The organism is Pantoea brenneri (assembly GCF_038594305.1).
Lineage (GTDB): Bacteria > Pseudomonadota > Gammaproteobacteria > Enterobacterales > Enterobacteriaceae > Pantoea > Pantoea brenneri.
Window position 1 is genome coordinate 108,822 of record NZ_JBCGBG010000001.1, and the last position, 13,927, is coordinate 122,748.

Genomic DNA, 13,927 nt, shown 5'->3' on the forward strand with positions numbered 1-13,927 from the left:
TGCGCAAACGGTTTCGTCGCGAGGGCGCTTTCTCTATAATACGCCCCGTTTTCCCCTGTTGCGCCCAATGAAGCGTCGCCCGGCGTTTCGAAGACGAGAGATCTTATGATGGAAATTCTGCGTGGTTCGCCCGCCCTGTCGGCATTTCGTGTAAACAAACTGCTGACCCGCTTTCAGGACGCTCACCTGCCGGTGAGTGATATTTACGCTGAGTACGTCCATTTTGCCGATGTCAGCGCGCCACTGAGCGCCGACCAACAGACCCGTTTACAGCGTCTGCTGAAATATGGTCCTTCTCTCGCTGAACATGCGCCACAAGGGCGTCTGCTGCTGGTGACACCGCGTCCTGGCACCATTTCGCCATGGTCATCGAAAGCCACCGACATTGCTCACAACTGCGATCTGCCGCAGGTCCGTCGCCTGGAGCGCGGTCTGGCATTTTACGTGCAGGCCCCTCAGTTAACCGAGGCGCAGTGGCAATCGCTTGGCGCGCTGCTGCATGATCGCATGATGGAGACGGTCTACAGTGATCTGGCGCAAGCTGAGCAGCTGTTCGCTCACCACTCACCGCAGCCGGTAAAAAGTGTCGATGTGCTGGGTGAGGGCCGTCAGGCGCTGGTCCAGGCTAACCTCTCGCTGGGTCTGGCGCTGGCAGACGATGAAATTGATTACCTGCTGGCGGCGTTCACCCGCCTGGGCCGCAATCCGAACGACATCGAACTCTATATGTTCGCTCAGGCTAACTCTGAGCACTGTCGCCACAAGATCTTCAACGCCGACTGGATTATTGATGGCGAGAAGCAGCCGAAATCGCTGTTTAAGATGATCAAAAACACCATGGAGCAGACGCCGGATTACGTGCTGTCTGCTTACAAAGACAACGCTGCGGTGATGGAAGGGTCCGACGTCGGCCGTTTCTTCGCTGATGCGGCAGAAAGCGAATACCGCTGGCATCAGGAAGCGGCACATATCCTGATGAAAGTTGAGACTCACAACCACCCCACGGCGATTTCACCGTGGCCTGGCGCGGCAACCGGCTCTGGTGGCGAAATCCGTGACGAAGGGGCAACCGGACGCGGCGCCAAGCCGAAAGCTGGCCTGGTCGGGTTCTCAGTGTCGAACCTGCGTATTCCTGGCTTCGAGCAGCCGTGGGAAGAGGATTTCGGCAAGCCGGACCGCATCGTCAGCGCGCTGGAGATCATGACCGATGGCCCACTGGGCGGCGCGGCATTTAACAATGAATTTGGTCGTCCGGCACTGAACGGTTACTTCCGTACCTATGAAGAGCAGGTTACCAGCCACAATGGCACCGAGCTGCGCGGCTACCACAAGCCGATCATGCTGGCGGGCGGCATTGGCAATATCCGTGCTGACCACGTGCAGAAAGGTGAAATCACCGTCGGCGCTAAGCTGGTGGTGCTGGGCGGTCCGGCGATGAACATCGGTCTGGGCGGCGGTGCCGCCTCCTCAATGGCGTCGGGCCAGTCTGATGCCGATCTCGACTTCGCCTCGGTACAGCGTGACAACCCGGAAATGGAACGTCGTTGCCAGGAAGTGATCGATCGCTGCTGGCAGCTGGGCGATGACAACCCGATTCTGTTCATTCATGACGTGGGCGCGGGCGGTCTGTCGAATGCGATGCCTGAGCTGGTCAGCGATGGCGGCCGCGGTGGTCAGTTTAACCTGCGCGATATCCTCAACGATGAGCCGGGCATGAGTCCGCTGGAAGTGTGGTGCAACGAATCACAGGAACGTTATGTGATGGCGGTGGCACCCGAGAAGCTGGCAGAGTTCGAAGCGATTTGCCAGCGTGAGCGCGCACCGTTTGCGGTAATCGGTGAAGCCACCGAAGAGCTGCATCTGAGCCTGAGCGACAGCCATTTCGACAATAAACCGATCGACATGCCGCTTGACGTGCTGCTGGGCAAAACGCCGAAGATGACGCGTGACGTGGTGACGCAGCAGGCGCAGGGCAATGAACTGCAGCGTGATGGCATCACCCTGGTGGATGCGGTCAATCGCGTGCTGCATCTGCCCGCCGTGGCGGAGAAAACCTTCCTGATCACCATTGGTGACCGCAGCGTGACCGGCATGGTTGCGCGCGACCAGATGGTCGGGCCGTGGCAGATCCCGGTCGCCAACTGCGCCGTGACCACCGCCAGCCTCGACAGCTATCACGGTGAAGCCTTTGCGCTGGGCGAACGTGCGCCGGTTGCGCTGCTCGATTTCGCCGCCTCTGGCCGTCTGGCGGTGGGTGAAGCGCTGACTAACCTCGCGGCCACCTCTATCGGCTCGCTGAAACGCGTCAAACTGTCGGCTAACTGGATGTCGGCTGCCGGTCATCCGGGCGAAGACGCCGGTCTGTACGCCGCGGTAAAAGCGGTCGGCGAAGAGCTTTGTCCGGCGCTGGGCATCACCATCCCGGTCGGTAAAGATTCGATGTCGATGAAAACCCGCTGGCAGGAAGGCAACCAACAGCGTGAAATGACGTCGCCACTGTCGCTGGTGATCACCGCGTTTGCGCGGGTTGAAGATGTGCGTCGCACCGTCACGCCGCAGCTGCAGCCCGATCGGGAAAACCTGCTGCTGCTGATCGACCTCGGTAACGGGGCCAATACCCTCGGCGCTACGGCGCTGTCACAGGTTTATCGTCAACTGGGCGACAAGCCAGCCGATGTGCGTGATGCCAGCCAGCTGGCGGGCTTCTTCAATGCGATGCAGGCGCTGGTGGCGCAGCAGAAACTGCTGGCCTACCACGATCGTTCCGACGGTGGCCTGTTAGTGACGCTGGCAGAAATGGCCTTTGCCGGCCACTGCGGTGTTGAAGTTGATATCGTGGCGCTGGGCAATGACCCACTGGCCGCCTTATTTACCGAAGAGCTGGGTGCGGTGATTCAGATTAACGCTGCTGATCGCGCGGCGGTAGAGCAAATCCTGGCCGATCACGGTCTGGCAGACTGTAGTCATCTGCTGGGTCATGCTCAGCCAGGCGACCGCTTTGTGATTCGTTCGGGCGACAGCGCGGTTTACAGCGAAAGCCGGACTACGCTGCGCACCTGGTGGGCAGAAACCACCTGGCAGATGCAGCGCCTGCGTGATAACCCGGCCTGCGCCGATCAGGAACACCAGGCGAAAAAGAACGACAGCGATCCGGGCCTCAACGTTACGCTGACCTTCAATCCGCAGGAAGATGTCGCAGCCCCGATGATCGCCACTGGCGCGCGTCCACGGGTTGCGGTGCTGCGTGAGCAGGGCGTCAACTCGCACGTTGAAATGGCAGCGGCTTTTGACCGGGCCGGCTTTACCGCGGTTGATGTGCACATGAGCGACCTGCTGGCCGGACGGCGCGGTCTGGAAGAGTTCCAGGCGCTGGTTGCCTGTGGTGGCTTCTCTTACGGCGACGTGCTGGGCGCGGGCGAAGGCTGGGCAAAATCAATCCTGTTCAACGCTCGGGTACGCGATGAGTTTGAGACCTTCTTCCACCGTCCGCAGACGCTGGCGCTCGGCGTCTGTAACGGTTGTCAGATGATGTCCAACCTGCGTGAACTGATTCCCGGCAGTGACCTGTGGCCACGCTTTGTGCGTAACCAGTCTGAGCGGTTTGAAGCCCGTTTCAGCCTGGTCGAAGTGGCAGCCAGCCCGTCGCTGTTACTGGACGGAATGGCCGGATCGCATATGCCTATCGCGGTTTCCCATGGGGAAGGGTTTGTAGAAGTGCGCGACCCGGCTCATCTGGCCGCACTGGAAGCGAAAGGACTGGTGGCGCTGCGCTTTATCGATAACTTCGGCAAAGTGACAGAAACCTATCCGGCTAACCCGAACGGCTCGCCAAACGGTATCACTGCGGTCACCAACGAAAGCGGCCGCGTCACCATCATGATGCCGCATCCGGAGCGGGTGTTCCGCACCGTCAGCCACTCCTGGCATCCGGCAGAGTGGGGCGAAGACAGCCCGTGGATGCGTATTTTCCGCAACGCACGTAAACAGCTGGGTTAAATAATCCGCTGATAACAACAGGAGGCCACAGCGCCTCCTGTTTTATTTTCAGGCGGCTGTTGGCAAATGGCGACAGCCGTGGCTTAACGGTGTCGCCGTCTGGCGACATTTATCCTGCTGATTTATATCAGCTAGTTTTCCTCTCGTACTGAGTGTTGCTTTCAGGCGACACTTTTACCGGCTTTTGCGGTTCGCTAACGCTGCCGTTAGCCCGGTGAATCTGACAATTAACTGAAAAATATAGTTATTTATTAATTGGCATGAAACTTGCTATACTCCGTGCGCTGCTCATTCACCTGTTTATGATTGCCCCGCACTGCGGAAAAGAGCTCATAAAACCCGAATGACGCACCAAACGGAGCCTGCCGTCCACCTCATCGATAATCGTTTGCTTTGCAACGTTATCAAACGCCGGACGTAACGTTGAGTAAGGCTCCACCCATTGTTCCGCGATGCCGCTGGCGTCGCGTCAACGGCAGGCCAGCGCGCCTGCCGTTTTCTTTTCTGCCTCTTTCTTCCTGCATCAGAGTCCGCTAGCATCCAGACAGCATTTTTCTAAGGAAGCGGCCGCGTGAAAAGATGGCGTTTATTTCCCCGTTCTCTGCGCCAGCTGGTGCTGATGGCGTTTGTGCTGGTGCTGTTACCGCTGCTGGTGCTGGCCTGGCAGGCGTGGGAAAGCCTTTCAGCCCTCAGCGAACAGGCGGCGGATACCAACCGCAACACCTTCACCGACGTGCGCCGCAGCGAGGCGATGGCCCGCACCGCGGTTGAACTGGAGCGCAGCTATCGCCAGTACTGCGTGCTGGATGATGCCTCGCTGGCGCGGCTCTATCAAACGCAGCGTACTCGTTACAGCCAGATGCTGAGCGCCCACAGCGCCAGCCTGCCGGAACTGCCGGCTTTCCAGACACTGCAAGCCACGCTGCCCCTGCTGACCCAACCGCAGTGCGACAATGGCAATCCGGTGCCGCGCGCCGCCGAGGCGCTGGATCGCTTCTCGGCCACTAATATCCGGATGGTGCAGGATACGCGCGAAGTGGTGTTTTCACGTGGCTTACAGCTACAGCGTGAGATTGCCGATCGCGGCCAGTTCTTTGGCTGGCAGGCGCTGATTCTGTTTATCATCAGCCTGGCGTTAATGATGCTCTTCACCGGCATGATCATCGGGCCGGTTAAGCGCATTGAACGGATGATCAACCGGCTGGGTGAAGGACGCGAACTGGGCAGCAGCATAGAGCTTCGCGGCCCGCGTGAGCTGCGGTCACTCGGCCAGCGTATCCTCTGGCTGAGTGAGCGACTGGCCTGGCTGGAAACCCAGCGTCATGAATTCCTGCGTCATCTCTCCCACGAATTGAAAACGCCGTTAGCCAGCCTGCGCGAAGGCACCGAACTGCTGGCGGATGAAGTGGCCGGATCGCTTAATAGCGAGCAGAAAGAGGTGGTGTCGATTCTGGACAGCAGCAGCCGCCATCTGCAGCGGTTGATTGAGCAACTGCTGGATTACAACCGTAAACTGGCCGATGGCCCGACCCAACTGGAAACGGTCAGGCTGGATGAAATTGTGGCACGGGTGGTCAGCGCGCATGCGCTTTCGGCGCGGACCAAACTGATGCAGACGGTGCTGGATCTCAACGCGACCCGCTGTCTGGCCGAGCCGACGTTATTGATGCGGGTGATCGACAACCTCTATTCGAACGCCGTGAACTACGGCAGCGAATCCGGTACCATCTGGCTGCGCAGTCAGCAGCAGGGCGATCGGATCTGGATCGAGGTTGCCAACAGCGGCATCCCGATTCCGCCGGACGAGCAGAAGATGATATTCGAGCCGTTCTTTCAGGGCAGCCAGCAGCGTAAAGGGCCGGTGAAAGGCAGCGGGCTGGGCCTGAGTATTGCCAAAGATTGTCTGCGCCGGATGCAGGGCGACCTGTCGCTGGTCTCCAGCGATCGCACCGGCGTCTGTTTTCGCATTGAACTGAACACCACAGCCGGGAATGTCTGACTGATGAAATATTTACCCGCTTTGCTGTTGAGCACGCTGACCACGCTGCTGCTCAGCGGATGTACTGCCTCTCCGGCCACCTCATCGCTGCCGTCGGGCCATCCGGTGATGGAACCGGAGGTCAAAATAGCTGATTATCTGGCGACCCGCTGCAGTGATGTGTGGCAGATTGAAAACCACGCGGCGCTGGCTAATCCGCTCTACTGGATGCGCACCATCGACTGTGCAGAACGGTTGTCGCCAGCCGAAGCCCGGGCTGAAGCGCACCGCTGGCCGGCAGACGGCTGGTCACGCGCCTTTAAGCAGGGCGTGTTAATGGCTAACGGCAACGTCACGCCGGTCGAGCGGCGCCAGTATGTCGCCACCCTGGACAGCTACAGCAGTGATTTTCCTGCTCCGGTTCGTCCGCTCATTCAGCTGTGGCGCAGCAATCAGGCGGCGCAACTTGACCTCAGCGAAGCGCGAACCCGTTACGCGCACCTGCAACAAAGCAGTGATGCCCAGCAGGAGACACTCCGGCAGCAGATGATCAGGCAGCAACAGCAGCTGAGTGATACACAGCGTAAGCTGGAGCGATTGACCGACATTGAGCGCCAGCTATCATCCCGCAAAGCGCCGGATGTCTCTGACAGCAGTCACGGCACTGCACTGCCGCAGGACGAGGAGCAATAATGGTTAAACAAGCCGCCCGACTGCTGCTGGTCGATGACGATCCCAGCCTGCTGAAGCTATTGGGCATGCGTCTCAGCAGCGAAGGTTACCAGGTCACCACGGCCGCCAGCGGCCCGGAAGCGTTGCGCCTGCTGCAGAAAGAAAAAATTGAGCTGGTTATCAGCGATCTGCGGATGGATGAAATGGACGGGCTGGCGCTGTTTGGCGAAATCCAGAAACGCCATATGGGGCTGCCGGTGATTATCCTGACCGCGCACGGCTCGATTCCGGATGCGGTCTCAGCCACCCAACAGGGCGTGTTCAGCTTTCTGACCAAGCCGGTGGATCGTGATGCGCTCTACAAAGCGATTGATGAAGCGCTGGCGCAGCAGGCGCCGATCAGCGATGACCGCTGGCGCGAAGCGATTGTTACCCGCAGCCCGTTGATGCTGCGGCTGCTGGAGCAGGCGCATATGGTGGCGCAGTCTGACGTCAGCGTGCTGATTAACGGGCAGAGCGGTACCGGTAAAGAGATGCTGGCACAGGCCATCCATGCTGCCAGTCCACGTCACGGCAAGCCGTTTATCGCCATCAATTGCGGTGCGCTGCCGGAACAACTGCTGGAGTCTGAGCTGTTTGGTCACGCCAAAGGGGCATTTACCGGCGCGGTGAGCGCCCGTGATGGGCTGTTCAAAGCGGCCGGTGGCGGCACGCTGTTTCTTGATGAGATCGGCGACATGCCACAGGCGCTGCAGGTTAAGCTGCTGCGGGTACTGCAGGAGCGCAAAGTACGGCCGGTCGGCAGCGATCACGACATGGATATCGACGTGCGTATCATTTCCGCCACCCACCGCGATCTGCCTAAGGCGATGGAGAAAAAAGAGTTTCGCGAGGATCTGTTCTATCGCCTCAACGTGGTTAACCTGAAAATTCCGGCGCTGCATCAGCGGACGGAGGATATCCCGCTGCTGGCGAATCATCTGCTGCGTCAGGCGGCGGAACGGCACAAGCCGCAAATCCGCAGTTTTTCTGTCGATGCGATGAAACGCCTGATGGCCGCCAGCTGGCCGGGTAACGTGCGTCAGCTGGTCAACGTGGTTGAGCAGTGTGTGGCGCTCAGCGCGTCACCGGTGATCAGTGATGCGCTGGTGGCGCAGGCGCTGAGCGGTGAAAACAGTGCGTTGCCGACCTTTGTCGAGGCGCGCAATCAGTTCGAGCTGAACTATCTGCGTAAGTTACTGCAGATGACTAAAGGCAATGTGACCCATGCTGCGCGTCTGGCTGGACGCAACCGTACTGAGTTCTATAAGCTGCTGTCTCGTCACGAACTGGACGCCAGCGATTTTAAAGAGTAGCGTGCGCCGCAATCCCGCCAGGGCAAAGCGTGATCCGCATGGCGGATATTCGCTGCCCGGCCGCGCCAGCAACATTTATACTTGATAAACCCTTCCGACCACGGAGGGAGAGAGAAAAGGGTCTGACATGAAAAAGATTGATGCGATTATCAAACCATTCAAACTCGATGATGTACGTGAAGCCTTAGCTGAAGTCGGCATCACCGGCATGACCGTGAGTGAAGTGAAAGGGTTCGGCCGCCAGAAAGGCCATACCGAACTCTATCGTGGCGCAGAGTATATGGTCGACTTTCTGCCGAAAGTAAAAATTGAGATGGTGGTCGGCGACGATATCGTTGATACCTGTGTTGAAACCATCATGCGCACTGCGCAGACCGGTAAAATCGGTGACGGTAAAATCTTTGTCTTTGACGTGGCGCGTGTGGTGCGCATTCGTACGGGCGAAGAGGATGAAGAGGCGATCTGAGTTCGCCGGATTAAAAAAGCCCGCTGCGATGCGGGCTTTTTTTATGGTGCAATCACATGCCTTTATGCGGACCGAACAGTTCGTAATGGATGCGCGCGTCCTCAACGCCAGCATCACGCAGCTGCGCCACCACATGCTGCATAAAGCCCAGCGGACCACACAGGTAGAACTGTGTCTGCGGTGACTGTAAACGTGCCGCCATCGCCGTCACGTCCATCAGGCCCTGCGCATCATAGGCGCCGGCATCCTGCGGGGCAGGCTGACGATACCAGACCTGCGAAACGAAATCGCTGAGCTGTGCGCCGGTCGCTTTTACTTCATCAGCAAAGGCGTGCTGCTCGCCATTTTCCGCGGCGTGCAGCCAGCTTACCGCAGCAGGATGCTGCTGCGCGGCCAGCGCATGCAGCATGGCCAGCATCGGGGTCTGACCGACGCCAGCCGAGATCAGCGCTACCGGCGTTTCAGCCTCAGTCTGCAGGAAGAAGTCACCGTGCGGCGCAGCCAGCTGCACTTCATCGCCCACCTGACCATACTGATGCAGCCAGCCAGAAACCGTGCCTTTGTCCTCACGCTTCACCGCAATGCGGTAATCTTTACCGTTACTCAGGTTGGTCAGGGAATACTGGCGAATCTGATGATGTTCGAAACTGGCGGGCTGCAGGTGCACCGTCAGGTACTGGCCCGGCTCAAACGCGGCCACCGGTCCGCCATCGACCGGCGTAAAAGTGAAGCTTTTGATTACCGCGCTCTGTTGCTCAATCGCGCTGATGCGGAAGGCGCGGGTCCCCCGCCAGCCGCCCGTTTGCTGTTCCGAGGCCTGATAAATCTGCTCTTCACGCTGGATAAACACCTCTGCCAGCACGCCGTAAGCCCGGCCCCAGGCCGCCAGCACCTCTTCACCCGGATCCAGCAGCTCTTTGATAGTTGCCAGTAAATTTTCGCCGACGATGGCGTACTGATCAGGCTGAATATTCAGGCTGGTATGCTTCTGGGCAATTTTTTCCACCGCCGGCAGCAGCACCGCCAGATTTTCCAGGTTGGCACCGTAGGCGCAAATTGCATTAAACAGCGCTTCACGCTGATCGCCATTGCGCTGGTTATTCATGTTGAAGACGTTTTTGAGTTCGGGATGGTGCGACAACATGCGGTCATAAAAGTGGGCGGTGAGTTTCGGACCGCAGGCCGCAATGGCGGGCAGGGTCGATTTAACGGTCGCGATGGTTTGCGCATCAAGCATAGGAGGAACCTCACATGTAAAGTTGCATTTTAAATACATCTTATAGCCATGCCGGCTGCGCTGTAAATAACCGCTTTAACTTTCTGATCGCCTGGCAAGCCGCGTATGGCCGCTGGATGAGGAAATCTCCGTCACATCCTGAAGAAAAATCGTGGCGCAGTCTGACCAGAAAAAAGCGTAAAAATCCCGTGCCGCTGCATAGCCAATCGTTTGCGTAAAAAGAGGGGATTCACCCTACCTTCACCTGATAAAACGGTTTACACTGTGGGCCTTCGCCCCGGTGGGGCTTAAACTGCCGTTAAAAAAGTTAGCTGAGTCAGGAGATGCGGATGTTAAAGCGTGATATGAACATTGCCGATTATGATGCCGAGTTGTGGCAGGCGATGGAGCAAGAGAAAGTGCGTCAGGAAGAGCACATCGAACTGATTGCTTCTGAAAACTACACCAGCCCGCGCGTTATGCAGGCGCAAGGTTCGCAGCTCACCAACAAATACGCCGAAGGCTATCCAGGCAAACGCTACTACGGCGGTTGTGAATATGTTGATATCGTTGAGCAATTAGCGATTGACCGCGCTAAACAGCTGTTTGGCGCTGATTACGCTAACGTGCAGCCACATTCAGGTTCTCAGGCGAACTTCGCGGTTTATACCGCGCTGCTGCAGCCGGGCGATACCATCCTTGGCATGAACCTGGCCCACGGCGGACACCTGACCCACGGCTCACCGGTTAACCTTTCTGGCAAACTCTACAACGTAGTCGCTTACGGCATCGATGAAACCGGCAAGATCGACTACGACGAGCTGGCTGAACTGGCCAAAACGCATAAGCCAAAAATGATTGTCGGCGGTTTCTCTGCCTATTCCGGCGTATGTGACTGGGCAAAAATGCGTGAAATCGCCGATAGCGTGGGCGCATGGCTGTTCGTTGATATGGCGCACGTTGCCGGTCTGATTGCCGCTGACGTCTACCCAAGCCCGGTGCCGCATGCGCACATCGTGACCTCGACCACCCACAAAACGCTGGCGGGTCCGCGCGGCGGGATCATCCTGGCGAAAAACGGTGACGAAGAGCTGTATAAAAAACTGAACTCCGCAGTGTTCCCGGGTGGACAGGGCGGTCCTCTGATGCACGTGATCGCCGGTAAAGCGGTGGCGTTCAAAGAGGCGATGGAGCCGGAATTCAAAACCTATCAGCAGCAGGTCGCGAAAAATGCCAAAGCGATGGTCGAGGTGCTGATCGCACGCGGCTACAACATCGTCTCTGGCGGCACCCATAACCATCTGTTCCTGATCGATCTGGTGAGCAAAAACCTGACCGGTAAAGAAGCCGATGCGGCGCTGGGCCGTGCTAACATCACGGTAAATAAAAACAGCGTCCCGAACGATCCGAAGAGCCCGTTTGTCACCTCGGGTATTCGTATCGGTACGCCAGCCGTTACGCGTCGTGGCTTCAACGAAGCGGACGTACGTGAACTGGCGGGCTGGATTGCTGACGTGCTGGATAATATCAACGACGAAGCGACCATTGAGCGCACCAAACAGAAAGTGCTGGAAATCTGCAGCCGTCTGCCGGTCTATGCTTAAGCGTTAACTTGTTGTGTAACCGCATAAAAAGGATGGCATCAGCCATCCTTTTTTATTGCCTGAGGTGCGGCGCTCTGCCAGAGTAGCGCCGACTCTTGCTGCCAGGCAGCACACTTGCTGGAGGGAATATGGCAATCGGCTCCGCCAGATGGCTCGGATTGGGCTACTTCACTTACTTCTTCTGTTACGGCATCTACCTGCCTTTCTGGGGCGTATGGCTCAAAGGCACCGGCCTTGATGCGGAAAAAATCGGTCTGCTGCTGGGATGTGGCATGGTGGCGCGCTTTGTCGGCAGCCTGCTTATCGCCTCGCAGGTAAAAAATCCGGCACAGTTAATTACCGCACTTCGCCTGCTGGCGCTGATGACCTGCCTGTTCGCCATTGGCTACTGGGTCGGGCAGCAGTGGATGTGGCTGCTGGCGGTGATGATTGGCTTTAACCTGTTTTTCTCGCCGCTGGTGCCGCTCAGTGATGCGCTTGCCGCCACCTGGACGCAGCAGATTGGCCTGGCTTACGGTCCGGTACGGCTGTGGGGATCGCTGGCATTTGTGATCAGTTCGGCGCTGACCGGGGTGCTGGTCAGCGCTTACTCTTCGCAGGCAATTTTGTTGTTACTGTCGGTGGGGGCGCTCAGCATGCTGGCCGGGATGATGCTCACCCCAGCCACCCATCCGCAGGGGAATGAGCGGCAGGGCGCAACAGGCGGTGGCTGGCCGGTCTGGCGTGACCTGCTGCGTGAGAATGCGGTCTGGCGTTTTATGCTGTGCGTGACGCTGCTGCAGGGGGCGCATGCCGCCTATTACGGCTTCAGTGCTATCTGGTGGCAGGAGAGCGGCTATTCGGCCTCAACGGTGGGCTATCTCTGGTCGCTGGGCGTGGTGGCGGAGATTATTATTTTTGCGCTCAGCAATCGCCTGTTTCGTCGCTGGAGCGCGCGCGATTTGCTGCTGCTATCGGGTATCTGCGCACTGATCCGCTGGAGCCTGCTGGGTGCCAGCACCGCGCTGCCGCTGCTGATTGTGGCGCAGATTCTGCACTGCGGCAGCTTCACCGTCTGCCATCTGGCGGCGATGCGCTTTATTGCTGCCCGTCAGGGCGCTGAGGTGATCCGGTTGCAATCGCTCTATTCCGCGCTGGCGATGGGCGGCGGAATCGCAGTGATGACCATGATTTGCGGCGTGCTGTTTACCCATCTGCAGGGGCATCTGTTTTGGGTGATGGCGTTAGTTGCGCTGCCTGCGCTGTTCCTGCGCCCGCGTTACGACTCGAGCAAATAACGGATACGCTGCTGATGGTGCGCCGTCAGCGGCAGTTCTGCATGTATCAGCGGCGGTGAGTAGAGCGGCAGCGAGGTGGCGTACGGTGAAATAATCAGGTCAACTTCGCGCGGCGCGCCATCGCGCTGGAAACTGCTCACCTGCTGGTAGGTAATATTGATCGGCAGCAGGGTGATTTCACGGATCTGCTGCTCGACATCCTGCTCAAGCTGCGGATCTTCGCCGGTTAATATCAGCACCTGCTTCTCCTGCAACGCATTTTCCTGCATCAGCCAGGCACCAAAAATCACCGTAATCAGGCTCACCTCTTCCGGGGTAAAAGCGATCTGGTATTCATATTCAAAAGCGCGCAGCGCCAGCTGGGTGGTGCGTAACAGGCGCGGATAGAGTCGGCTGACATCCAGCGCCACGCTGTTGTCGATGCCGATGGTAAAGTGGGTGCGATCCAGCGCCTGCGCCAGATGGGTATAGAGCTGCTGCAGCAGATCGGCGCGGTCAGCAAAGGTCACCGCAGCACACTGCTCAAAATCGGCAATCAGCTGTACCGTCGCCGCCATTAATCGCTGCTCGCAGGGATGCTTTGCCCGATCGGCCTGCGGGGTATGGATCAGGCTGAACAGCAGCGTCCAGAAATCCGTTTCGCTGATGTGCGGTGCCAGATGGCAGCGTTTGCGCCAGTGATGAATGACATCCTCAGCCGCCTGGCGTTCTGCCTTATGTTGCAGCCAGACGCGCTGCGGATCGCTGAACAGCGCGGGTTGTCGCTGGCACAGCCCATACTTCATAAAAATCTGTAAAAACAGCCGATCCCGTTCGCTAAAATCGCGACCCAGTCGCAGCCCGCAGTGCTGAATTAACGCCTGCAGGTTAGTCTCATCGTAGAGCGCTTTCTCAATCTTCATGACCTTCAGACGCTGACGCAGTGGGGCGGCAAAATGCTCACAGACAAAGGTCTGCGACAAACGCAAACTGCGTCGCAGGTTGTGCAGCAAACAGAGGCGCCGATCCAACTCTGTACCATGAAGACGAAAGCTGCCATCCACCATCTGGTGCAGTTCCAGCCGGTGATATCGCTGTATCTCGTCACCCACTTCCGCGATATCCTGTCGGGCAACCGCAGGATCAACGCCATTTAACTGGCAGACTTTTTCAAGCGTAAGCGCGGGAGTCGGCAGAAATAGCAGTAATAAAAGATGGCACTGTCGCTGTGAACGGGTGAAGAGTGGTGCCAAAGGGGTAGCAGAACTCATCAATCAGATTTCCAGCAGGCTAATTTGAGCTAAGAATAGCCAACCCCGTCAGTCCCGGTAGCTGTCAGGCGGTTTTTTTAGTCAGAGGTTTAAGGCGGGTCACAAAATTTTGT

9 protein-coding genes are annotated in these 13,927 nt (G+C 58.1%); 7 read left to right on the top strand and 2 right to left on the bottom strand.

The annotated features are described in order from the left end of the window. Positions 1 to 105 precede the first annotated feature (105 nt). The 5 genes from purL (at position 106) to glnB (ending at position 8,467) form a co-directional block, all read left to right on the top strand. Complete coding sequence (purL, locus tag AABB92_RS00555) at positions 106 to 3,996, top strand: phosphoribosylformylglycinamidine synthase (RefSeq protein ID WP_031376269.1); 3,891 nt, start codon at positions 106 to 108, stop codon at positions 3,994 to 3,996. Positions 3,997 to 4,567: 571 nt separating this feature from the next. Further along, positions 4,568 to 5,995 (top strand): sensor histidine kinase, encoded by a 1,428-nt coding sequence (locus AABB92_RS00560; RefSeq protein WP_031376268.1) that lies wholly within the window; start codon positions 4,568 to 4,570, stop codon positions 5,993 to 5,995. A gap of 3 nt (positions 5,996 to 5,998) precedes the next feature. Next, positions 5,999 to 6,667 (top strand): two-component system QseEF-associated lipoprotein QseG, encoded by a 669-nt coding sequence (qseG, locus tag AABB92_RS00565; protein WP_031376267.1) that lies wholly within the window; start codon positions 5,999 to 6,001, stop codon positions 6,665 to 6,667. Then, positions 6,667 to 8,001: a two-component system response regulator GlrR gene (gene glrR, locus AABB92_RS00570; protein WP_031376266.1), complete on the top strand. Its 1,335-nt coding sequence runs from the start codon at positions 6,667 to 6,669 to the stop codon at positions 7,999 to 8,001. The genes qseG and glrR overlap by 1 nt, the downstream gene beginning before the upstream one ends. Before the next feature lie 127 nt (positions 8,002 to 8,128). After that, positions 8,129 to 8,467, top strand: a complete 339-nt coding sequence (gene glnB, locus AABB92_RS00575) for a nitrogen regulatory protein P-II (RefSeq protein ID WP_003848647.1) — start codon at positions 8,129 to 8,131, stop codon at positions 8,465 to 8,467. Positions 8,468 to 8,519: 52 nt separating this feature from the next. Here the strand turns inward: glnB and hmpA are convergent, their stop codons facing one another. Further along, entirely contained in the window at positions 8,520 to 9,704 is a 1,185-nt protein-coding gene (gene hmpA / locus AABB92_RS00580; RefSeq protein WP_031376265.1) for an NO-inducible flavohemoprotein, read from the bottom strand. A gap of 329 nt (positions 9,705 to 10,033) precedes the next feature. Here hmpA and glyA point away from each other — a divergent pair, with 329 nt between their 5' ends. Continuing rightward, positions 10,034 to 11,287: a serine hydroxymethyltransferase gene (glyA, locus tag AABB92_RS00585; protein WP_031376264.1), complete on the top strand. Its 1,254-nt coding sequence runs from the start codon at positions 10,034 to 10,036 to the stop codon at positions 11,285 to 11,287. Between the two features lie 128 nt (positions 11,288 to 11,415). Continuing rightward, the gene (locus AABB92_RS00590; RefSeq protein ID WP_031376263.1) at positions 11,416 to 12,564 is read left to right on the top strand and encodes a 3-phenylpropionate MFS transporter; all 1,149 of its coding nucleotides are present in this window, start codon (positions 11,416 to 11,418) and stop codon (positions 12,562 to 12,564) included. Here the strand turns inward: AABB92_RS00590 and csiE are convergent. After that, on the bottom strand, positions 12,546 to 13,814 hold the full coding sequence (gene csiE, locus AABB92_RS00595; protein ID WP_031376262.1) for a stationary phase inducible protein CsiE: 1,269 nt from the start codon (positions 13,812 to 13,814) through the stop codon (positions 12,546 to 12,548). The genes AABB92_RS00590 and csiE overlap by 19 nt on opposite strands. Positions 13,815 to 13,927 lie beyond the last annotated feature (113 nt).